Genomic DNA, 21,788 nt, shown 5'->3' with positions numbered 1-21,788 from the left:
AAGATTCTGTCTTATTTTGTCACTTTTTGTATACCATGCAATAAATTGCACGGTACGCAATTTATTGCATGCTATTTTTTGCATGGTCATACTTTTCTAGCTTGTAATATAAATTTCGAACGGAAATTCCTAACGCTTTTGCAGTTTGCGTTTTATTCCCATCAAATCTCTCCAAATATTCATGAATAATATTCCCTTCAAACTCTGTCACTAAATGTTCAAGTGGCTTTTCTTCTAATTCAGGTAATAAATGAGATTGCTTTGACTCCACCTGCTCTTCGTTATGTAATGGCGGTAAATGGTGTACATCAATATAGGTCTCGTTATAATTCATAAAGATAATAGCTCTTCCCAGAATATTTTCAAGTTCCCTCACATTCCCTGGCCATTCGTATGATTGTAAATATAAAATGGCTGAATCAGTGAGCCCTTCTACATTACGACCGTAATCTTGATTAATTTTTTGAATCAATCTGTCCGCAATTGTCGGTATATCTCCTTTACGTTGACGAAGAGATGGAATTTGAATTGGGATTTTATTTAATCGATAATATAAATCCTCCCTAAACTTCCCTTCTAGAATAGCCTTTTCTAAATTCACATGCGTCGCTGCAATTACTCGAACATTAATAGGTATCGCTTTCGTTCCACCAACTTTTACAATTTCTTTTTCCTGCAGTACACGAAGGAGTTTCGCTTGTGTATTTGCAGATAACTCCCCTATTTCATCTAAAAAAATACTACCGTTATTTGCTTCCTCAAAGAACCCACGTTTCCCGCCTCTTTTCGCTCCAGAAAACGCCCCTTCCTCATAACCAAATAATTCACTTTCTAACAACGTCTCCGAAATGGCCGCACAGTTTACACGGACGAACTTATTGTATTTTCGATTACTTCCATTATGGATTGCATGTGCAAACAATTCTTTACCAGTCCCAGATTCACCGCGTAACAGCACTGTTGCTGGTGTATTTGCTCCTAGCTTCGCCTGTTCGATAGCTGCCGTTGTTTCATCTGAATTCCCGACAATATCATCAAATGAATATTTCGCTTCTAATGTGCGAATAATTTGCCTTGCTCTATTCAATTCATTTGTTAACTTTTGAATTTCCGACACGTCACGGATAACGCCGACGCTTCCTTTCAATATTCCATCCACAATGACTGGTGCCACGTTTACAATTACATCGCGCTTTTTTTGCCCAATCTTCATATGTATTCCGCGCACCGCACGACGCGTTCGAAGTACTTTCATATGCATACTTTCGCCTTCTACAATATCAGTTGTAGCAGGCTTCCCAATAATATCTTCTTCTGTTAAACCCGTTAATTTCGTATATGCCGGGTTAATGACTAAACCTCTTCCTTTTTCATCCACAACCGAAATTGCTTCTTCAGATGAGTTAATAATTGCCTCTAATAGTGTTTGAATCTCCTTTAAATCTGTAACTTCTTCCGCTAAATCTACAACTTCTGTTATATCTTTAAAAATTGCAAATGCCCCTTGTACCTCTCCGCCCTCTTTTAATATCGGTATACGCGTTGTAATAATTTTCTTTCCATTCTCTAATGTTAGTTCATAATTTACTTCTATTTGTTTCGTACGTATAATGCGAAGTAATTTACTAGTTGGAATGACTTCTAAAATATATTTTCCTATCGCCTCTTCTTTTTTATATCCGATAATACGCTCTGCACTTTTATTAAAAAGACGAACTTGTCCCTCTCGATCAATTACGATCATGCCGTCATGTGTAGAATTTAAAATTAATTCTCCTTGTTGCGTTTGTTCCTCTAATCGCCCAATCAGCCCTTCCTTCTCATGCGCTAATCCTGTAACAATTTTTGCGATATCACCTGGTATAAGAAGAGTGTCTTTTTTCTTTTTTTCCAATAAAACCTTATGCACATCATCTTCACCTGTCATATCAAATATTACATCGATATGCATAGAAAGAAATGGAGTTACACTTTCTCCAATTGCAATCCCGTATTCCTTAGCAATTTGTAGTCCTTTTGCCAACGGATTTATATCAATAATCCCTATAATTTGAAATATATTCGAACTTTGTAACAGATTCAGCAGTGCGCTCCCGCCTTCACCTGCACCAACAATTAATACTTTTTGTTTCATATATCCCACTTCCTCTCGAAGTAACTCTGCAAATTTTTTCACACCTTTATCTTACTCGTTCAGCACCCTCTTGACAAACCCCCTTTCCTTATAACATCATTAAAATATACGAAATAATCTGAAAAGGAGAGTTATGTATGCAGCGTTACGTTGCTCTACTATTAGCACTCATCCCTATTTCATTAGCTGTGTTTGGTATAAAGTTAATGAGAGATACTGTATTCGGGATTCTATTTCCACCAATCTCTATACTGTGGTTACAATTTTTAATCGGCGCTCTCTGCTTCGGGCTCGGGTTTTATATCTTCGGTGGCTTCGTCTTGCACCGAGACCGTAAACGAAATAAAGTACAAGCTCGCTTTAGAAGATAGGAATGCCCCACTATTTATAAATAAAAAAATGAGACCGTTACACGCGGTCTCATTTTTTTATTGGCATTAACGTTCTGGCCGTTTCAGGGTAATCAGTAATAATCGCCGATATATTCATATCAAAATATTTACGCATAAGCGTTTCTTCATTAATTGTATAAGGGCGAACCTCTACACCACTTTCCATCGTTAGTTCGGCAATAGCATCTTGAAGGTAACGATAATTCGGATGTACTGCTGTAGCCCCCATTTTTTTCGCGTATGCCCACGGACTATGCAAACCTTCGCGATATAAAATTGCTGTTTGAATATCAGGAGCCATCATATGGCACCGTTTCATACTGTAGTGATTAAACGAAGAAAATATAACACGATCCTCTAGACTAAATTTCCGTACAAGCGTTATAACTTCTTCCTCTAAACCTCTGTATGGAATTTTATTATTTTTAAGTTCAATATTAAGTAGCAAACTCGTTTGTGCAAGCCATTCTAATACCTCTTCTAAAAGTGGTATTTTACAAAAACCTACTTTATCACCAAATTTATAACTTGCATCTAACTTGCATAAGTCCTCATATACATAATTCCGAACCGCACCTTTTCCATTTGTTGTCCGGTCCACCGTTTCATCATGAATGACGACAACTTTTCCGTCTTTCGTTAATTGAACATCAAGTTCAATTCCATCCGCTCTAAAAGACTCAGCCGCTTCAAATGAAATCATTGTATTTTCTGGGTACGTTCCAGCCGCACCACGATGTGCAAATATAAGAGTCATCCTCACTCCCCCAATCTTATGCTATACTATACGAAAAAGGAGGTACTTCTATGAGACCATTACAAATCTCTCCAGATACTGCAGTCCGCTTATCAAAAGCACTAGGTGTTCCACTTGAACAACTCATGCATATGCCGCAGCACATTTTAATTCAAAAGCTAGTTGAATTAGAAAAACAAAATAAAGACGAAGAATAATACAGTCCTGTTTTGCAGGACTTTTTATTATTTTCTATTATATCACGGATGCCTTTCCTACTAAAATCCTTTAACAGATGTACTACGATGTGATTTAGCCGTTCCTTCATCATTTAATAATGAATCACATCTTTTCTTTTTTGTTACACGTCATAAAGAAAGCAGACCATTTATTTATAAGTCCCATTACGTCCTTAAAACACGATAATAAAAAACTAGAGAAGTCCTTTATATTATTTTTTATTGAACGTGCGGAGCATCCCCTGATTCGTATAGTTCTTTCGCTTTTTCCTCCCCGAATGTAGTTAAAATATAATGTTGCTCTTCTAACGCATCCATTGCTCTAGTTACTTTACAAACGCTATCTTCTTGAGCATCCGAGAAATAATTGTGATCTTCTACAATTTTACTAAAATCTTTTTCCGCCCATCTATCAGCAATTGCTAAAAGTTCATTTTTCTTCGTAAAGCTACTCTTATTTATAATTTCTTTTAATTTTTTAGCATTACTTTGAATCATTGGGATAGAGCCCGATTTTCGTTCTGCCACCACTTTTTGATGAGTCATGCGATGCATCGCTGTAATGACTTCGCTTTCAGTAGAATTTTCAGTAACATACACATCAACAAAGACCCCATCCACCTCTCTACCTACTATTGTTTGGTCTTCTTTTTTATCTATTTGAGCGCTCACTTCTTTATCTACTGGATTATCTGCAAGTTCTAACATTCCAAATGTAACTGCAATAGCAAGAACTCCCATAGCTGCTACTATTCCTAGCCAAGTTGAAATTTTATTTTCCATTCCCCTTCTCCCTATCTATATCTATTTTATTGCCTTATAAAAAACTCACTTACATGTAATATTACTAAAAATAGGTTTTATTTCCCATGATATCAAATAATCTCTTTTTCTCAACAAAATAAAAAGACCAACGAATTATAACATTCATTGGTCTTTCATTAAAAAGTTTATTGGCTTTAAAATTAACATCGAGCATAGCGTTCCAGCATACATCGGTTTTACTAAAACGAAAACCCATTGCTACTTCTACTCTCAGCTAGCTTTATGTTCAAGTCTCAGCTTATCCGCAACCATTGCGATAAACTCAGAGTTCGTAGGTTTTGCTTTTGACATGGATACTGTATAACCGAATAAGGACGAAATAGAATCAATATTCCCACGGCTCCAAGCTACTTCAATCGCGTGACGAATTGCGCGCTCCACACGGCTTGCTGTTGTATTATATTTCTTTGCGATATCTGGATACAATACTTTCGTAATCGATCCTAATAATTCGATATCGTTGTATACCATGGAGATTGCTTCTCGTAAATACATATATCCTTTAATATGAGCGGGTACACCAATTTCATGAATGATACTCGTAATACTCGCATCTAAGTTTTTCGGTTTTCCATCTACTGTTGTTGCTGATCGGAATGATGGTAGTGGACGTTTAATCATAGCGTTTGCTTTACCACTCACTTGACGAATATGACTCGTTAAATTCTCCATATCAAATGGTTTTAATATGAAATATGAGGCACCTAAGTCAACTGCTTTTTTCGTCACATCTTCTTGGCCAAATGCTGTCAACATAATTACGCTAGGCTGTTTTAACCTTTCAATATGTCGCATTTTCTCCAATACAGCTAAACCATCTAAGTGTGGCATAATAATGTCTAAAACGAGTACATCAGGTTGCTTATCTGTTAATAAGTTTAAACACTCTTGACCATTATAAGCAGTACCGATTACTTCCATATCATCTTGAGCGGCTACATAGCTCTCTAACATTGATACTAGTTCTTTATTATCATCCACAAGACATACTTTAATTTTCTCCACAGCTTTTCCTCCCTTACCGAATCGATTCTCCGACATGTGTATCCTTCTAGGCTACATGAATTGTTCGACAATTGTGTGAAAATTCCCTTTTAAAGTTTCTTACTTTCCGATAAAATCACAAAAAAATATGTTTATCGTTCATTTATTCCCTTTCGCAACACATTCCATCATAGAAATACAACGAAACGTTCAACCCTTTCCTTTTATTTTACAACAAAAAACACCTCTTGCGGAGCTTTTACAAAATTTCAACGAATTTTTCAACAGAAAAAGCGAGCTAATAATATATATTAGCTCGCTTTTTTCTCTTGATCATAAATATTAATTCCAGCTTGATGTAACATCCATTCAATATGAACACCATATCCTGATGTTGGATCATTTACAAATACATGTGTAACAGCACCAATTACTTTTCCATTTTGTACAATTGGACTTCCGCTCATTCCTTGTACGATACCGCCCGTTTTCGCTAATAGACGTTTATCTGTTACTTTTATTACCATACCCTTTGTGGCTGGGAATTTTTGCTGCACTGTACTAACGACTTCAATATCAAACGCTTCTACTTTATCTTGATCAATAACTGTTAATATTTTTGCCGGTCCTTCTTTTACTTGATGAGATAATGCGATAGGCATTGCTTTATCCATTATACCGTTTTTCATATTCGTATTTAATTTTCCAAAAATACCATATGGACTATTAATTGTAATATTGCCAATCACTTCACGGTCTGGTGAGAATCTTGCTAATTTCTCCCCTGGATTCCCATGACTACCTCTTTCAATTGATGTAACTGTCGAGCGCATAATTTGTCCATCTTCGACTTGAATCGGCTTTTTCGTATCATTATCAGAAATAACATGACCAAGTGCCCCATATTTCATAGAATCTGGATGAACAAATGTCATCGTTCCAATTCCAGCTGCCGAATCACGGATATACAAGCCAATTCGATAAGACGATTCACCGTTGTCTTTTTGTGGAGTTAGCTTCGTACGAATATATTTTCCATCTCTTAACAATACAAGATTAAGCGGTTCACCTGTTTCTCCACTATTATGAATAAACGGTGCTACATCACTCATTCTTTCAATTGTTTTACCATTAATTTCAGTAATCATATCTCCAATTTGTACACCTGCTGTTTCACCAGGAGATATTTTACCTTTTTCAGTTTGAATTAAATGATGGCCTACAACAAGTACACCTTTTGTATTTAATTTCACACCAATTGATTGTCCACCTGGAATCACTTTAAAATCTTTTAACACTTTCACATTTACTTTTTTTACTGGAAAACCAGCAAGCTGAAATACCATATCAGCTTCACCATTTTGATGAGAATTTACCATAAGTCCTTGTTTTTGTTCATTCGAACTCACTGTAAATACATGACGATTTGTGGATGAAGCTTTGAAAACTGGTAATGATGATATTTCTGATTGTTGTCCTTCAAAAACAACAAGTTGTTTCGGTGATGAAATAAACGTTCGAAGCGGTTTAAAACATCCAATAAAAACTAAAGAAACAAGGAGACAAAGACCTATTATTTTTCGAAATTTTTCTAATTTCAACTTGTTCACTCTCCTCGCTCCTACCCCACATTCAGCCTCTTGGCTTCACTTTTTAATCTCTCCTTGCAGTGCTTTATTTATAACCGGAAGAATTAAGAAATCGTCATTTGAGAAAAAAAGCTATCCATTACTGGATAGCCTCTGCTGTCTGTTTAAAATGATGCGCTTGCGTAAGTAATTCTTTCGCATGCTCTGTCGTTAAATCTGTGATTTCCACACCAGAAATCATTCGAGCTATTTCTGTTACTTTATCCTCCATAGTTAAAACAGTAACCGATGTAATTGTCCGATCATTCGCTACTTGTTTTCGAATAAATAAATGTGAATCTGCCATTGAAGCTACTTGAGGTAAGTGCGTAATACAAAGTACTTGCGAGTTTACTGATACTCGATAAATTTTTTCCGCAATAGCCTGTGCGACCCGGCCACTTACACCCGTATCCACTTCATCAAAAATAACAGATGCAACCCCTTGATGCTTAGAAAAAATGCTTTTTAAAGCTAAAATGATACGAGATAACTCTCCGCCAGATGCAACCTTTGAAAGTGGTTTTAGCGGCTCTCCTGGGTTCGTTGAAATATAAAATTCCACATGATCGTAACCATCCGCCGTAAGTCTTACCGGCGCACCTTCCACAAGGGGCTCTTCTACATTTCCTTCTCTCTTCATAATTCTCACTTCAAATTTCGTTTTTTCCATATATAATTCTTTTAATTCCTGATGAATTGCATTTGTAAGGTGTTCTGCAAGCTCATGACGCATATTACTTAACAACGTTGCTTCTTTCAGAATAACACTTTCTAATTCCTTCAACTGTTTCTTCGTCGTTTCAATATGAACGTCTTTATTTTCAATCGTAAAAATTTCCTGTTCAATTTTATCAGCATACGCTAAAATCTCTTCTACAGTATTTCCATATTTTCTCTTTAGCATACGAATTTCATTCAAACGTGTTTCGATTTCATCTAAACGATTTGGATCATATTCCATCATATCGAGCTTTTCTCTCAGTTGATAGGCAACCTCTTCTAATAAGTAATAGCTATTTGCAATTGAATCATGATTCTCCTGATACACTTCATCTAAATGTGTAATACTTTCCATTTGCCCCATTGCACTTCTTACATTATCTAACCCTTGTCCGTCGGCACTTAACGAACGATATGCATCACCTAACGCTTTATAAATCTTTTCAAAATTAGAAATTTGCAATCGTTCCTCAGTTAATTCATTTTCTTCATCCATCTTTAAATCCGCCTTGCGAATTTCTTCATGCTGAAATTGAATTAAATCTAAGCGATGTGCCATTTGTTGCTCATTTTCACTTAACGATTTCAATTGTTTTTTTAATTTTTCATAGTCAGCGTATACGTTTTGATATATGTCTAATTGTTTAACGATTCGATCCCCATCAAAGTGATCAAGCATAAACAGATGTCGTTCTTCATTCATTAAATCTTGCGTTTCGTGCTGTCCATGAATATCAACAAGTGTTTTCCCAATTTCTTTTAATATGCTAAGTGTAACAAGCTTCCCATTTACACGACATACACTCTTCCCGTTCGCAGCAATATCACGCTTTAAAATAATCATGCCATCTTCTATTTCTATATCTAACTCTTCTGCCTTTTCAATACATGGATGCTTCTCATCTTCAACATAAAATAGCCCTTCAATCTCAGCCTTCTCTGTTCCATATCGAACAAATTCTGCTGACCCACGGCCACCTACAAGTAAACTAATTGCATCAATAATAATCGATTTTCCGGCCCCTGTTTCACCGCTTAAAACCGTTAAACCTTTTTGAAAAGAAATATTTAATGCTTCAATAATAGCAAAGTTTCTAATCGATAATTCCGATAACAATGCCCCATTCACCTCGTTATAAAATAATCCCTTACTAAAGGATTTTCTCAGTTCTTCATTCAAATAATCATGCTATATATTTGTATGTATATACTCTTCTAACCCGCTTCATTGTACCAAACATTTGTTTTACGGGTCAATCCATCTATTTTTTAACTTTATGCAAACAAAATATTATATTACAATTGAAAATTCATATTTTTAACCAATAAAAATATCTTGTTCACTTTCCACTTTACGATGGAAAGCAAACAAGATTTTTTGTTACAACATATTTAAGAAACGATCAGAGACAACACCTGTATCGTCAGGTGTACGGCAAATAATTAAGCAAGTATCATCACCACAGATGGTTCCGATGATCTCATCCCACTCTAAATGATCAATAAGTGCTCCAAGTGAATGAGCGTTACCAGGCAATGTTTTTAGCACAAGCATATGTCCTGCCGTGTCTAATTTTACAAATGAATCCACTAGATTTCGTTTTAATTTTTGTAACGGGTTAAATCGTTGATCTGCTGGCAAGCTATATTTATAGCGCCCATCATGTAATGGCACCTTCACTAAGTGCAGTTCTTTAATATCGCGCGATACTGTTGCTTGCGTTACATTAAATCCCTCATTACGTAAAATATCAACTAATTCATCTTGTGTTTCAATTTCTTTGTTTGCAATAATTTCCCTGATTTTAATATGGCGCTGACCTTTATTCATACATTTGCACCTCACACTATCTCTTACCATAGTTTAAACATTGGTATACTTCACTTATTTATGTTAACTTATAATTCGTTTCTTGTACACAATTGTTTTTACAATCATTATACAATTACAGCAAAAAGAGGAACAACATATGTTATTCCCCTTTCCCTTTTTGTTTTAGAACTTCATGCGCTTCTGTAACAACTTGCTCTATAGAAATCGGAGAATGATTTTCGCCATTCTCACGTTCACCATGCCATTTCAGATGAATTAAAAATTCAATATTACCATCCCCACCCGTAATTGGTGAGAATGTTAAACCTTCCACATCATAGCCTTGTTTTAAAGCAAACTCGACAATCATTTCTACAACAGCTTCATGTACTTTTCTATCGCGAACGATACCTTTTTTCCCAACTTGCTCTCTTCCAGCTTCAAACTGCGGTTTAATTAACGCTGCTACATCTCCGTTAGGCATAAGCATTGTTTTTAAAACTGGCAGTATAAGCTTTAATGATATAAATGAAACATCAATACTTGCAAATTGAGGTAAACCACGTTCTAAGTCTGCTGGTGTCACGTAACGGAAGTTTGTTCGTTCCATTACAACAACACGCTCATCTTGACGTAATTTCCACGCTAGTTGATTGTATCCTACATCTAATGCATAAGATAATTTCGCTCCATTTTGAAGCGCGCAATCTGTAAAGCCACCAGTTGATGAACCAATATCTATCATAACTTTATCTTGTAAATCAAGATGAAATGTCTCTAATGCCTTTTCAAGTTTATAACCACCACGACTTACATACGGCATAACTTGTCCCTTCACCGTAATCTCAGTATCTTGCGAGATTTTCTCTCCTGGCTTATCAAGTCTCATCTCATTCGCATATACGAGTCCGGCCATAATGGCGCGCTTTGCTTTCTCACGCGTTTCTATAAGTCCTCGCTCTACTAATAGTACATCTACTCTTTCTTTTTTTACGCTCATTTGTTACGCCCTTTTTTGTTTTGATGGAATCATTGTATGAATACGGTCTACAACAGCATCTGTCGTTAAACCAATTTCTTCTAATAATTTTGTTACACTTCCGTGCTCTATGAAGCGGTCTGGAATACCCATTCGTTCAACTAATGCACTATGGTAACCATTTTCAGATGCAAATTCAACTACTCCTGTTCCAAAACCACCGATTAAACAAGCTTCTTCAATCGTTAAAATCGGTATATTCTTTCCTAGAAGATCATGTAAATATGCTTCATCCATTGGTTTAATAAAGCGAGCATTCACTACTTTCACTGAAACCCCAGCTTTTTCAAGACGCTCAGCTGCTTCCATTGCCATTGGTATTGTCGTACCAAACGTTAAAATAGCTGCTTGTGTACCCTCTTTTAACGTCTCCCACGTACCGATTGGAATCGCCTTTAATTCTTCATCCATATGAACGCCAAGTCCATTACCGCGCGCATAACGCAATGCGATTGGTCCATCTTCATATTGCATCGCCGTATAAACTAAATGTTGCCCTTCATTTTCATCTTTCGGCATCATAAGCACCATATTCGGCAAGTGACGTAAGAATGAGATATCAAATACGCCTTGATGCGTTTCACCATCTGCTCCTACTAATCCCGAACGATCTATTCCGATGAAAACATTTAAATTTTGGCGGCATATATCATGAACAACTTGGTCATATGCTCTTTGTAAAAATGTTGAATAAATCGCTAAGAATGGCTTCATTCCTTGCGTTGCCATACCTGCTGCCATTGTTGTAGCATGCTGTTCTGCAATACCTACATCAATCATACGATCTGGGAATTCTTTTTGGAATTTCTCAAGTTTTGATCCAACAGGCATTGCAGGTGTAATTGCTACGATACGCTCATCCGCTCTCGCTAGCTTAAGTACTGTTTCACTAACGACAGCACTCCATGCTGGTGCAACTTCTTTCGGCTTAACGAAGTCACCTGATTCAATTTTATAAGGTCCTGTTCCATGCCAAGTTCCAATAACGTCACTCTCAGCCGGTTTATAACCTTTTCCTTTTTTCGTAATAACGTGAACGAGTACTGGGCCTTTTGTTTTCTTTGCATATTGCAACGTTTCGAATAACTTTTCATAATCATGCCCATCGACTGGACCTAAATATGTAAAGCCTAACTCTTCGAAAAAGACACCAGATACTAGTAAATATTTAAGACTATCTTTTATTTTCTCTGCTGTCGCAGCCACTTTCCCGCCAACTGCTGGAATTTTCTTTAATATATACTCTAATTCATCTTTTACCCAGTGATATTTTCCTGCGGTACGTAAACGACCGAGCACATTATGAAGCGCACCAACGTTTGGTGCAATTGACATTTCATTATCATTCAAAATAACAATCATGTCTGTTTTTTCATGTCCAATATGGTTCAATGCCTCTAAAGCCATTCCGCCTGTTAAAGCACCATCTCCAATAATTGGTATAACATATTCTTTCGTTTTCTTTAAATCACGTGCCAGAGCCATTCCCATTGCAGCCGATAACGAAGTCGAGCTATGACCAGTTTCCCATACATCGTGCTCACTCTCACAACGTTTCGGGAAACCACATAGACCTTGATATTGCCTTAATGTGCCAAACTCTTTCGCGCGTCCAGTTAAAATTTTATGTACATAGGATTGATGTCCTACATCCCATAAAAATTTATCTTGCGGGCTATCAAATAATTTGTGCAGAGCAATTGTGAGTTCTACTACACCTAAATTAGGTGCAATATGTCCACCTGTTTGAGAGAGCTCTTCAATTAAAAACTTACGAATATCCTCACTCAATCCCTCTAGTTCACTGATAGACATATCTTTCAAAAAACTAGGGTTTTGAATTTGCGTTAGATCCACATGGATCACTCACTTTCATTTCATAATCTGTCAACATGTCAAATATTATAAAAAACATTTACACAAAACAAGAAATTCTCTTTTCTATTTTTCGTCTTGTCCCGCTATTAACCAGTCTATTGCGCCTTAATCCTATTATAAACCATACTTCTTTAGGCGATGAAAAAAATAGCCGCTAACACGAAGTGATAACGGCAATGTAATCTACATATATTTTTGCCAATAACAAGAAAAGAAAAACCTTTTCCTACATTTATATCATAAAATGATGAATGACTCAACAAATGAAAACGCTGTTATATTAGTTATTACGTTTTGCAATCAAATCGCAAATAGATAGTAAATATTCATCTTGTAATTGCAAGGAGCTAATCGCACCTTTTGCTTCTGCAATTGTTTCTTCTAAAATAGCCTTTGCTCTATCTACAGTAAACAACGTCGTATATGTGCTCTTTTCATTAGAAAGATCACTACCAATCGGTTTTCCAATCTCTTCTTCAGTTCCTTCGACATCTAAAATATCATCTCGAATTTGGAAAGCTAGACCGATATATTTGGCAAACGTAAGCAACTTTTCTTCTTGCTCTTCTGTCGCATCAGAAAGTATCGCACCCGCAAGTACAGCAAATTCAAGTAGTTTTCCGGTCTTATGTTTATGGATGTACTCCAATTCATCAATCGTAAGGCGTTTCCCTTCCGCTTCCATATCTGCCACTTGTCCGCCAACCATTCCTTCTGGTCCTGCTGCTTTTGCGAGTTCAAGTACAAGTCTTACTTTTTTTTCAGCAGAAATTTCTTTTTGCTCATATGCCATAATAACTTGAAAAGCGTATGTCAATAAGCCATCTCCTGCTAAAACTGCCATCGCTTCACCAAATACTTTGTGATTTGTGGGCTTTCCTCTTCTTAAATCATCATCATCCATACAAGGTAAATCATCATGAACTAACGAATATGTATGAATCATTTCAAGAGCACAAGCTGCACCTACTCCAAGATTTCTTTCTTTCCCAAACGCTTGTAATGTTGCAAACAAAAGTAACGGGCGGAGACGTTTTCCACCCGCTTCCAAAGAATATGCCATCGCTTCACGAAGTACATTTGGACATTGTAATCCATTTGCATAGCTTACAAGTTTTTCTTCTACGAAAGTTTTACTTTCTTTCAAAAAAGTATCAAAAGCAATCGTCACTATGCTTCATCTCCTAAAGCAGTAAACGGTTCAAGCTCTCCATCTTCCCCAAGAATAACTGCCATTTGTTCTTGTACATTCTTCAACTTCTCATCACAAAGCTTAGATAATTCCATACCTTCTTTAAAATAAGAAATCGCTTCTTCTAAAGGTACGTCACCTTGTTCTAGCTTAGAAACAAGATGCTCAAGTTGCGAAATTGCCTCTTCAAAGCTTAATTTATTTTCCATTATTCAATTCACGCTCCTCTATGCCTGATACGCTACAATCTAGTATTCCATCTTGTAATTGAACTGAAACAGCATCTCCAAGGCTTACATCTTTCACACTTTTTAACACTTGCTTCTCTTCATCATATACAAGCCCGTACCCTCTCATCATTACTTTAAGCGGACTTAACGCTTCAAGTTTTTGAGCAGCTCTTACAAAGGCAAATTCTTTCGTTTGAAGTAACGTTTGCATTTCACGTTGTAATTGCTTTTGCAACGTTTCCACAGCTACCTTCGTTTGCATAATTTTTTGAGATGGGTGGTGCTTCTCTAAATAAAATGAAAGTTGCTTTAACTGATTCACCTTTTTATCAATATAGCGCTCTTTCGCTAAAACAAGCTGTTCTAGCGCTCTATCTAATTGCTCTTCCTTTTGCTCATATACTTGTCTTGGATAACGGAACGCATACGATTTTTGCAACACTTGTAGTTTTTCTTCTTTTTTATGTACTAACTCTCTCATTGCTCTTTGCAATCTCAGAGTTCTTTGTAATACCTTTTCTTGTAACTCTATAATGTTAGGTGCTGCCAACTCAGCTGCTGCGGTCGGTGTTGGCGCGCGTAAATCTGCAACAAAATCTGCAATTGTAAAATCTGTTTCATGGCCTACTGCCGAAATAATAGGAATTTCACTCTTAAAGATTGCTCTTGCAACCATTTCCTCATTGAAAGCCCATAATTCCTCAATAGAACCTCCACCACGACCAACGATTAGTACATCTATCTCTCCCATTTCATTCGCTGTACGAATCGCTTGTACAATCGAGGGAGCCGCTGACTCCCCTTGTACAAGTACCGGAAATACAATAACATTCCCAATTGGATAACGACGTTTAATCGTTGTTATAATATCACGAATCGCTGCTCCTGTTGGCGACGTAATCACACCTATTGTTTTAGCGTAAGGAGGAATCGCTTTTTTATAAACTTGAGAAAAAAGTCCTTCCTCTTCTAAACGAACTTTTAACTGTTCGTACGCTAAATGTAAATTTCCGACTCCGTCAGGCTGCATGTCTTGAATATAAATTTGATAAGAACCACTCGCCTCGTAAACAGAGATTTTTCCTTTCACGAGTACCTTCATCCCATTTTCAGGTTTGAATTTAATATTACGATTATGGCCCGCAAACATAACCGCTGCGATTCTTGCATTTTCATCTTTCAATGTAAAATACATGTGGCCACGGCTATGATTTTTAAAGTTGGAAATTTCACCTTTTAACCAAACAGACTGCAAATGCGGATCATATTCTATTTTTGTTTTTATATAGCGTGTTAACGCTGTAACGGTTAAATATTGCTTCTCCATTTCTCTCTCCTCATAGCCGACTCAAATTATTTACAAACGACACCTGCACGTTTGGCAGATTCAACAGTATTATGAAGAAGCATTGTGATTGTCATTGGACCAACACCCTTTGGCACAGGTGTAATGTAACCCGCAACATCTAACACGTTGTCAAAGTCAACATCACCACAAAGTTTTCCTGTTTCTAAACGGTTAACACCAACGTCAATTACAACCGCCCCTTCTTTAATATAATCCGCTGTTATCATTTTAGGTCGTCCAACAGCTACGATTAAAATATCAGCTAACTTCGATAACTCTTTCATATTTTGCGTCTTAGAATGACAATATGTGACAGTGGCATTTTCATTTAAAAACAATTGCCCCACTGGTTTACCGACAATATTACTTCTTCCAATTACTACTACATGTTTTCCAGAAATATCAAGATTTGTTTCTTTTACTAATTCTACAATACCATGCGGTGTACATGGAAGGAATGTATCTTGTCCCGTCATCATACGTCCCACGCTGATTGGGTGAAATCCGTCTACATCCTTTTCTGGTGAAATTCTTTCAATGATAGCTTTTTCTTCAATATGTTTTGGTAAAGGTAATTGCACTAATATGCCATTAATACGGTCATCGCCATTTAAGCGATCGATTTCAGCAAGCAAACGTTCCTCAGTAATTGTTTCAGGAAGTTCAATTAGCTCTGAGTAAATCCCTACTTGTTCACAGCCTTTTTCTTTTCCTTTCACATAAGAACGAGATGCTGGATCTTCTCCAACTAAAATAACTGCTAATCCTGGTACAATACCTTGCTCTTTCAACTTCACAACTTCTTCTGTTAATTGTGCTCGTTTTTTCTCCGCAACTTCATTTCCTTTGATGATTACTGCTACCATTTTAAGATTCCCCCTTAAAGAATTTACAGTGTATCTTTTATATTAGATAAAACGCCGTTAATAAAACGACGAGATTCCTCATCCCCAAATGTTTTAGCAATTTCAATTGCTTCGTTAATTGTTACGTTGTGTGGAATTTCTTCCATGTATTTCATTTCATACACAGCTACACGTAAAATACTGCGATCAACAATACTAATACGCTCAAGCTTCCACTTTTTTAAATTTTGACGAATCGCTTCATCGATTGCTTCTTTATTTTCTACAAAACCTACTACAAGTGACTCTAGAAACTCATTTGTTTCTTCGCCTTCATCTAGCGTGTTTTCCACTGCTACTTTCGGTTCTAATTCACCTGTAATATCCATTTGGTATAATGCTTGCATTGCTCTTTCTCTAGCCGTCCTACGTTTCATTGTAACTCTCCTTTATGCTTCAAGTCTTTCCTTATACTTTGTTATATTATTATAATTTATAAGCCGTCAATTCACTTACTCTTACAGTTTTCATTGATTTTCCAACCTTATAATACAATGATAATAACACAATTTATCGTTTCACACACGGGTTACAAGGCTGAAAAATAATAAAAAGATTAACTTCAAGTTCCATATCTTATCACAATGTACGTTTTTTGGAAAAACGACACATTTTCTTGTTTATTTCTTATTTTTTGAAATAGTATAATAATTAGAGGGTTGTAATTTGTGAAGAAATGAAACGATAAAAAAGATGCCTATGTTACTAGGCACCTTTTCATTCTTACACTGGTTCGATTTCTGTTTTTTGTGTTTCGAATGTTACGCCAACGATGTGAACATTCACTTCTTTTGGCTCAAGTCCTGTCATTGTAAAGAGTGCTTGGCGAATATTGTCTTGAATCTTTTGTGCAACAACTGGAATTGCTACACCAAAATACATTACAACATAAAGGTCAACGATAATATCTTCGTTTGCTAATTCAACCTTTACACCTTTACCATGATTTTTCTTACCTAACTTCTCAACAACATCTGTAGCAAAATTACCGCGCATTGCCGCTACACCTTCTACTTCAGCAGCTGCAATACCTGCAATTACTTCAATTACTTCTGGTGCAATTTCTACTTTACCAAGAGTTGTATCTTGACCCATATCTAACATATGTTCAGCCATGAAAAAAACCTCCTTTAATGTATCACTGCGTCACAAGTTCATGCTCTTCCAAAAATTTCGTATTAAACTCACCTTTTACAAAATCAGGATGATCTAGCAATTGCAAATGGAACGGGATTGTTGTATGTACGCCTTCAATGACAAATTCACTAAGTGCGCGCTTCATTTTTGCAATTGCCTCTTCACGTGTTTTTCCGTGAACAATTAATTTAGCAACCATCGAATCATAGAAAGGTGGGATTGAATATCCCGGATATACAGCTGAATCGACGCGAATACCAAATCCTCCTGGTGGTAAGTACATTTCTACTTTACCTGGAGATGGCATAAATTTTTTGGCAGGGTTTTCCGCATTAATTCGACATTCAATTGCCCAACCATTAAATTGTACTTCTTCTTGCTGTAACGATAACTTTTCTCCTGAAGCAACAAGAATTTGTTCTTTAATTAAGTCCATTCCTGTTACCATTTCAGTAACCGGATGCTCAACCTGAATTCTCGTATTCATCTCCATGAAGTAAAAGGTTTTCGTTTTATATTCATAAATAAACTCAACCGTACCAGCACCTGTATAATCAACCGCTACCGCCGCTTTAACTGCCGCTTCACCCATCTGCTTGCGAATCTCTTCATCAAGTGCAGGTGATGGACTTTCTTCTAATAGTTTTTGCAAACGGCGCTGAATTGTACAATCACGCTCTCCTAAATGAATGGCATTTCCGTGTGTATCTGCCATTATTTGAATCTCAACATGGCGGAAATCTTCAACGTACTTTTCTAAGTATACACCAGGGTTCCCAAAAGCGGTACTAGCTTCTTGCTGTGTAATTTGAATTCCTTTTATAAGCTCTTCTTCATGGCGTGCAACACGAATACCTTTTCCACCGCCACCTGCAGTCGCTTTAATAATAACTGGATATCCAATTTGATTAGCAAGCTCAATCGCTTCTTCGGTATTTTTAATAATCCCTTGTGAACCTGGTACAATCGGAACCCCTGCTTCTTTCATTGTATCACGAGCAACGTCTTTTGTGCCCATCTTTGAAATAGCTTCTGGACTTGGACCGATAAAAATCAAGTTACATTCACGGCATAACTCTGCGAAATCTGCATTCTCTGCTAAAAATCCGTATCCCGGATGAATAGCATCGCAGCCTGTTAACTTCGCAACGCTAATAATGTTTGTCAAATTTAAATAGCTTTCTTTCGAAATCGTTGGTCCTACACAATACGCCTCGTCTGCAATCTGTACGTGAAGTGACTCTTTATCTGCTTCTGAATAAATTGCAACTGTTTCAATATCCATTTCTTTACAAGCACGAATAATTCGTACAGCAATTTCCCCACGATTGGCTATTAATACTTTTTTTATCATCACAAAGACTCCCTTATTACGCTTTTACAAGAAATAGCGGTTGTCCATATTCAACAAGCTGTCCGTTATTAACAAGAATTTCAACAATTTCGCCCTCTACATCAGCATCAATTTCGTTAAATAACTTCATAGCCTCGACAATACATACGATAGAATCTTTCGATACTCTATCCCCAACACTTACATATGGAGGTGTATCAGGCGAAGAAGAAGAATAGAATGTACCTACCATCGGTGATGTGATTTTATGTAGGTTTTCATTTTGAACAACCTTCTTCTCTTCTTGTTTTGGCACTTCTGCTTGCGCTGCTGCTACTGTCGTTTCAACTTCAACAGGCGCTACTGGTTGCATAGCTTGTTTTGCTGCAGGTGCTTGCACAGCAACAACTTCATTACCACGCTTTTTCATTTTGATTGTTGTACCGTCTTTTTTGTATTCAAATTCATCAATATTAGAGCTATCAATTAATTTAATTAATTCACGAACTTCTTGAATTTTAAACATGTAAAATCCACTCCCATACTCTTGTTTGTCCCGTTTTTACAGATTCTCGTCACGAAAACTAGATTGACTGTAAAAATACGATGTACTCTATTAGAAAATATATTTCATTAACTAATAGAAATATTTACTATTTCCATCTTACGATAAATTTTTAAACATTCCAATTTATATTTCTTTATAATAAATCGAAATTCCTGTAAAAATATTATTCCAATAAAAATTTAATACCTAGTAATAATACCAAGTTTCACATGAAATTGGCAAGACCACTTCTTAAAAAACATTCACTACTTTTGCAAAATGTTACAAAGCAAACATGCCATTCCCTCCTCACTCTTCACCACAACTATAGTCAATAACATATTTTTACCAAATATTATTTTTTTGTTTACACGCCGTTCATCATTCCTTCATATAAGAATAGTATGTTCAAAGTGTAGAAAATATATTGTGTTGAGGTGTGGAAATATGATATGGCTCATTCTCTTTTTACCTGCCGTAATCGTTTGGGCATGCGTTCTTTTCATCCACGTCAAATCCGGAAAAAGTAATCATCAGTACCATGAACCATTAATCTTTTACTCACAACGTGTTTCTCCATTCCGAGTTGAACATAGTAAAAATAATTACAAAGACGACATAGAAAAAAGCTATCGAAAATGATAGCTTTTTTCTATTCACACATTTACTTGCTTGCATACTCTATTTTACTATTTGCATACCCTTTGCTTAGTAAAAGATAATAATCCGCAGGGAAATCCCTACGGATTAAAGTTTCACTTATTTCGCTGGTGGATCAAATTTCACACCTACATCTTTTGATCCGCCTTCACTTCTTACAAGTTGAATAATTTTATTTGCTTCTTTCTGTGAATGTTTTGCCGCTTTAACCGTTACTCTAATATCAGTGCCATCAGCTCTTACAAGAGCATCTGGATATCCTCCTTGAGATTTAATTACTGTCTCAAGTAATTCTTGCTTCGTTTCCATTGTCGTAATGGCATCAAAATTTTCTTTCGCTTTATTCTTTTCTGTTGCTGAAGCTTTTGTTGAACTCATCACTTCTTGTAATTTTGCTTTTTGTTCACTACGCTGATCTTCCATTTGCATACGTAAAGCTGTGAAATTCTCATCACTTGATTGAACTGATACATTGCCCTCTTTTTTACTTGTTTCTTTTTTTGCATTTTCTTTTTTGTCTGTTTCTTTATTTGTTGTTTCCTTGCTTGTATTTTCTTTTTTCGGAGTTTCTTTAGGCGCTTCGTTTGTTACTGCTTTATCAGTACCTTGTTTTTCTTGTCCAATCTTTTCACCTGTTGCCGGCGATGCTGTATTCATTTTGTCAGGAGTTGTCACGTAATACACAGATAGTACAACAACTAAACTTAACATCGTTAATAACCAAACTGTTTGTTTTTTTAACACTTTATTTCCTCCCTATCAATTTTTCGGTGAAACTGAAACGCGATGGGCCGGTACATCTAGCAGCCTTATCACAGCTTCTTTTACCATTGCTTTAACTTGTATATTATCCACTCCCTTTGCTACGACAAGAACACCACGTACTTTCGGCTTCTCTGTTCGTAAAACAACAGGAGTTTCTTTATCCCCTTCACGTATAATGACAGTCTTTTCATCAAGAGACTCGTCCTCTACTTCTCTCTTACCGCCTGTTTTATCTGTTTCACCTGTTGTTTGTGAGCGTTTCACTGTATTTTTTTCTAAAATTTTTTCTTCAGATGAATCTAAATTCACTTTAATCGTTACGTCTTTTACTCCTGCTATTTCTTCTAAAGCAGTTTTTAATTCTTGTTCATACGCTTTTTCATATTTTTCTACATTTGACATATTATCATTATTTTTTTGTCCAAAAGTTGGTACATCTTTTTCCTGGTTTTGAGTTTTTTGTTCTTTAAATACAGGTACTTCTTCTTTTTTACTTGAAAAAAAACTACTAGAAAACATAAGCAAAATTCCAAGTATGAGTAGGACAAGTAAGAACTTAGGTGTTACCTTTCTTCCCTTCTCATTACTTTCTTTTTCATCTCCATTCAATAAGTTTCGAAAAAATGAGAACTTCGAATTTTTATCTTTATTGTCCATTTACTCTACCTGTCCTCCCTTCCATTTGAACTTGGATTTGTTTATTCTCTAGTTGCCACCTGCTTGAAAAGAAGTCTTTCATTTCTACATTCGTTTCCTCTACTTTTTTCGGTGGTTCTTTCGTGTTAATTTCAACTGGTTTTACTGTTTCGATTGCATCATTTTTACTACGTTCTTTTTCTTTTAACGTCACAACAACAGATTGAATATCTTTCGCTGACTTTACTTCCGCTGTGCTTTCCGCTGCGACTATTTGTATTTCAGAGACTGACATACCATACTGTTTCTCAAACTCTTTTCCTACTTCTTTTTTCATTTTGGTAGCCATCTCTTCTAAACTATATGCACGTGTTAGAGCTTGTATTTCTTTTTTCTTCGAATCTATTGAATTTTTTACAGATCCTTCTGCTACGTACTTTTCTTCATTAAAATTTGCAATTACTTCATTTACATCTGTCTGCAATAGTTTAAAAAGGGGTGTTAAAATTAATACGACTAACAAAAGACTTACAACGAATTTAACGTATTTTTGCAAATTCGAATTTGGAAGAATAAGATGAAGCATTGTCGCTAAGAGCAAAAAAACGATAATATTTCTGATCCACTCTGTAACAAATTGCATA

23 protein-coding genes are annotated in these 21,788 nt (G+C 36.2%); 3 read left to right on the top strand and 20 right to left on the bottom strand.

The features are described from left to right. Positions 1 to 61: 61 nt before the first annotated feature. Complete coding sequence (locus IQ781_RS22275) at positions 62 to 2,134, bottom strand: sigma-54 interaction domain-containing protein (RefSeq protein WP_033666632.1); 2,073 nt, start codon at positions 2,132 to 2,134, stop codon at positions 62 to 64. Between the two features lie 137 nt (positions 2,135 to 2,271). Between IQ781_RS22275 and IQ781_RS22270 the strand changes: the two genes are divergently transcribed. Then, positions 2,272 to 2,505, top strand: a complete 234-nt coding sequence (locus tag IQ781_RS22270; protein ID WP_001190211.1) for a DUF2627 domain-containing protein — start codon at positions 2,272 to 2,274, stop codon at positions 2,503 to 2,505. 49 nt (positions 2,506 to 2,554) lie between these two features. Here the strand turns inward: IQ781_RS22270 and IQ781_RS22265 are convergent, their stop codons facing one another. Further along, positions 2,555 to 3,283, bottom strand: a complete 729-nt coding sequence (locus IQ781_RS22265; RefSeq protein ID WP_000172575.1) for a glycerophosphodiester phosphodiesterase — start codon at positions 3,281 to 3,283, stop codon at positions 2,555 to 2,557. Between the two features lie 50 nt (positions 3,284 to 3,333). Between IQ781_RS22265 and IQ781_RS22260 the strand changes: the two genes are divergently transcribed. Further along, positions 3,334 to 3,480, top strand: a complete 147-nt coding sequence (locus tag IQ781_RS22260; protein ID WP_001247671.1) for a YycC family protein — start codon at positions 3,334 to 3,336, stop codon at positions 3,478 to 3,480. 240 nt (positions 3,481 to 3,720) lie between these two features. On the opposite strand, the gene IQ781_RS22255 is transcribed toward IQ781_RS22260, so the two are convergent. The 15 genes from IQ781_RS22255 to accB form a co-directional block, all read right to left on the bottom strand. Continuing rightward, positions 3,721 to 4,284, bottom strand: a complete 564-nt coding sequence (locus IQ781_RS22255; protein ID WP_139846705.1) for a PRK06770 family protein — start codon at positions 4,282 to 4,284, stop codon at positions 3,721 to 3,723. A gap of 252 nt (positions 4,285 to 4,536) precedes the next feature. Next, positions 4,537 to 5,331, bottom strand: coding sequence for a sporulation transcription factor Spo0A (gene spo0A / locus IQ781_RS22250; protein ID WP_011110369.1), 795 nt, complete (start codon positions 5,329 to 5,331; stop codon positions 4,537 to 4,539). 290 nt (positions 5,332 to 5,621) lie between these two features. Then, the gene (gene spoIVB, locus IQ781_RS22245; RefSeq protein ID WP_002000940.1) at positions 5,622 to 6,920 is read right to left on the bottom strand and encodes a SpoIVB peptidase; all 1,299 of its coding nucleotides are present in this window, start codon (positions 6,918 to 6,920) and stop codon (positions 5,622 to 5,624) included. A gap of 118 nt (positions 6,921 to 7,038) precedes the next feature. Continuing rightward, positions 7,039 to 8,778, bottom strand: a complete 1,740-nt coding sequence (gene recN, locus IQ781_RS22240; RefSeq protein ID WP_000947768.1) for a DNA repair protein RecN — start codon at positions 8,776 to 8,778, stop codon at positions 7,039 to 7,041. Between the two features lie 264 nt (positions 8,779 to 9,042). Next, positions 9,043 to 9,492 carry an arginine repressor ArgR gene (gene argR, locus IQ781_RS22235; protein WP_001032580.1) on the bottom strand — a complete coding sequence of 150 codons (450 nt, stop codon included), beginning with the start codon at positions 9,490 to 9,492 and terminating at the stop codon, positions 9,043 to 9,045. A 142-nt stretch (positions 9,493 to 9,634) separates the two neighbouring features. Beyond that, positions 9,635 to 10,474, bottom strand: a complete 840-nt coding sequence (locus IQ781_RS22230; protein WP_139846704.1) for a TlyA family RNA methyltransferase — start codon at positions 10,472 to 10,474, stop codon at positions 9,635 to 9,637. Positions 10,475 to 10,477: 3 nt separating this feature from the next. Then, positions 10,478 to 12,370 (bottom strand): 1-deoxy-D-xylulose-5-phosphate synthase, encoded by a 1,893-nt coding sequence (gene dxs / locus IQ781_RS22225; protein WP_000366452.1) that lies wholly within the window; start codon positions 12,368 to 12,370, stop codon positions 10,478 to 10,480. 301 nt (positions 12,371 to 12,671) lie between these two features. After that, a complete protein-coding gene (ispA, locus tag IQ781_RS22220) occupies positions 12,672 to 13,562 on the bottom strand; it encodes a (2E,6E)-farnesyl diphosphate synthase (RefSeq protein WP_000150379.1) in 891 nt (296 codons plus the stop codon). Beyond that, a complete protein-coding gene (xseB, locus tag IQ781_RS22215; protein ID WP_000428423.1) occupies positions 13,562 to 13,792 on the bottom strand; it encodes an exodeoxyribonuclease VII small subunit in 231 nt (76 codons plus the stop codon). The genes ispA and xseB overlap by 1 nt, the downstream gene beginning before the upstream one ends. Then, complete coding sequence (xseA, locus tag IQ781_RS22210) at positions 13,782 to 15,140, bottom strand: exodeoxyribonuclease VII large subunit (protein WP_000415249.1); 1,359 nt, start codon at positions 15,138 to 15,140, stop codon at positions 13,782 to 13,784. Before xseA ends, xseB begins: the two co-directional genes overlap by 11 nt. A gap of 26 nt (positions 15,141 to 15,166) precedes the next feature. After that, entirely contained in the window at positions 15,167 to 16,027 is an 861-nt protein-coding gene (folD, locus tag IQ781_RS22205; RefSeq protein ID WP_000226732.1) for a bifunctional methylenetetrahydrofolate dehydrogenase/methenyltetrahydrofolate cyclohydrolase FolD, read from the bottom strand. Between the two features lie 23 nt (positions 16,028 to 16,050). Beyond that, on the bottom strand, positions 16,051 to 16,443 hold the full coding sequence (gene nusB, locus IQ781_RS22200; protein WP_000830247.1) for a N utilization substance protein NusB: 393 nt from the start codon (positions 16,441 to 16,443) through the stop codon (positions 16,051 to 16,053). A gap of 346 nt (positions 16,444 to 16,789) precedes the next feature. Continuing rightward, positions 16,790 to 17,182, bottom strand: a complete 393-nt coding sequence (locus IQ781_RS22195) for an Asp23/Gls24 family envelope stress response protein (protein ID WP_000807630.1) — start codon at positions 17,180 to 17,182, stop codon at positions 16,790 to 16,792. 22 nt (positions 17,183 to 17,204) lie between these two features. Then, positions 17,205 to 18,557: an acetyl-CoA carboxylase biotin carboxylase subunit gene (gene accC / locus IQ781_RS22190; protein WP_000592871.1), complete on the bottom strand. Its 1,353-nt coding sequence runs from the start codon at positions 18,555 to 18,557 to the stop codon at positions 17,205 to 17,207. Between the two features lie 16 nt (positions 18,558 to 18,573). Further along, positions 18,574 to 19,062 (bottom strand): acetyl-CoA carboxylase biotin carboxyl carrier protein, encoded by a 489-nt coding sequence (accB, locus tag IQ781_RS22185; protein ID WP_000472866.1) that lies wholly within the window; start codon positions 19,060 to 19,062, stop codon positions 18,574 to 18,576. 468 nt (positions 19,063 to 19,530) lie between these two features. Here accB and IQ781_RS22180 point away from each other — a divergent pair, with 468 nt between their 5' ends. Then, entirely contained in the window at positions 19,531 to 19,725 is a 195-nt protein-coding gene (locus tag IQ781_RS22180; RefSeq protein WP_002179810.1) for a hypothetical protein, read from the top strand. 117 nt (positions 19,726 to 19,842) lie between these two features. On the opposite strand, the gene IQ781_RS22175 is transcribed toward IQ781_RS22180, so the two are convergent. The 3 genes from IQ781_RS22175 to spoIIIAF are packed head-to-tail and all read right to left on the bottom strand — an operon-like array spanning position 19,843 to position 21,787. Further along, positions 19,843 to 20,487: a SpoIIIAH-like family protein gene (locus IQ781_RS22175; protein ID WP_000914710.1), complete on the bottom strand. Its 645-nt coding sequence runs from the start codon at positions 20,485 to 20,487 to the stop codon at positions 19,843 to 19,845. A 15-nt stretch (positions 20,488 to 20,502) separates the two neighbouring features. Beyond that, positions 20,503 to 21,165: a stage III sporulation protein AG gene (spoIIIAG, locus tag IQ781_RS22170; protein WP_000368880.1), complete on the bottom strand. Its 663-nt coding sequence runs from the start codon at positions 21,163 to 21,165 to the stop codon at positions 20,503 to 20,505. After that, the gene (spoIIIAF, locus tag IQ781_RS22165; protein ID WP_001161052.1) at positions 21,155 to 21,787 is read right to left on the bottom strand and encodes a stage III sporulation protein AF; all 633 of its coding nucleotides are present in this window, start codon (positions 21,785 to 21,787) and stop codon (positions 21,155 to 21,157) included. Before spoIIIAF ends, spoIIIAG begins: the two co-directional genes overlap by 11 nt. Between the last annotated feature and the right edge of the window lies 1 nt (position 21,788).

It is taken from the genome of Bacillus sp. N447-1 (assembly GCF_022701035.1).
In the GTDB taxonomy this organism is placed as follows: domain Bacteria; phylum Bacillota; class Bacilli; order Bacillales; family Bacillaceae_G; genus Bacillus_A; species Bacillus_A cereus.
Note: the sequence above shows the minus strand (reverse complement) of the source record. Positions and strands in the feature narration are given on the sequence as shown.

Bases quoted from the DNA above. Each gene is read 5' to 3' on its own strand.
- IQ781_RS22275 (WP_033666632.1), bottom strand. From the start codon at position 2,134: ATGAAACAAAAAGTATTAATTGTTGGTGCAGGTGAAGGCGGGAGCGCA.
- IQ781_RS22270 (WP_001190211.1), top strand. From the start codon at position 2,272: ATGCAGCGTTACGTTGCTCTACTATTAGCACTCATCCCTATTTCATTA.
- IQ781_RS22265 (WP_000172575.1), bottom strand. From the start codon at position 3,283: ATGACTCTTATATTTGCACATCGTGGTGCGGCTGGAACGTACCCAGAA.
- IQ781_RS22260 (WP_001247671.1), top strand. From the start codon at position 3,334: ATGAGACCATTACAAATCTCTCCAGATACTGCAGTCCGCTTATCAAAA.
- IQ781_RS22255 (WP_139846705.1), bottom strand. From the start codon at position 4,284: ATGGAAAATAAAATTTCAACTTGGCTAGGAATAGTAGCAGCTATGGGA.
- argR (WP_001032580.1), bottom strand. From the start codon at position 9,492: ATGAATAAAGGTCAGCGCCATATTAAAATCAGGGAAATTATTGCAAAC.
- IQ781_RS22230 (WP_139846704.1), bottom strand. From the start codon at position 10,474: ATGAGCGTAAAAAAAGAAAGAGTAGATGTACTATTAGTAGAGCGAGGA.
- xseB (WP_000428423.1), bottom strand. From the start codon at position 13,792: ATGGAAAATAAATTAAGCTTTGAAGAGGCAATTTCGCAACTTGAGCAT.
- xseA (WP_000415249.1), bottom strand. From the start codon at position 15,140: ATGGAGAAGCAATATTTAACCGTTACAGCGTTAACACGCTATATAAAA.
- folD (WP_000226732.1), bottom strand. From the start codon at position 16,027: ATGGTAGCAGTAATCATCAAAGGAAATGAAGTTGCGGAGAAAAAACGA.
- nusB (WP_000830247.1), bottom strand. From the start codon at position 16,443: ATGAAACGTAGGACGGCTAGAGAAAGAGCAATGCAAGCATTATACCAA.
- IQ781_RS22195 (WP_000807630.1), bottom strand. From the start codon at position 17,182: ATGGCTGAACATATGTTAGATATGGGTCAAGATACAACTCTTGGTAAA.
- accC (WP_000592871.1), bottom strand. From the start codon at position 18,557: ATGATAAAAAAAGTATTAATAGCCAATCGTGGGGAAATTGCTGTACGA.
- accB (WP_000472866.1), bottom strand. From the start codon at position 19,062: ATGTTTAAAATTCAAGAAGTTCGTGAATTAATTAAATTAATTGATAGC.
- IQ781_RS22180 (WP_002179810.1), top strand. From the start codon at position 19,531: ATGATATGGCTCATTCTCTTTTTACCTGCCGTAATCGTTTGGGCATGC.
- spoIIIAG (WP_000368880.1), bottom strand. From the start codon at position 21,165: ATGGACAATAAAGATAAAAATTCGAAGTTCTCATTTTTTCGAAACTTA.
- spoIIIAF (WP_001161052.1), bottom strand. From the start codon at position 21,787: ATGCAATTTGTTACAGAGTGGATCAGAAATATTATCGTTTTTTTGCTC.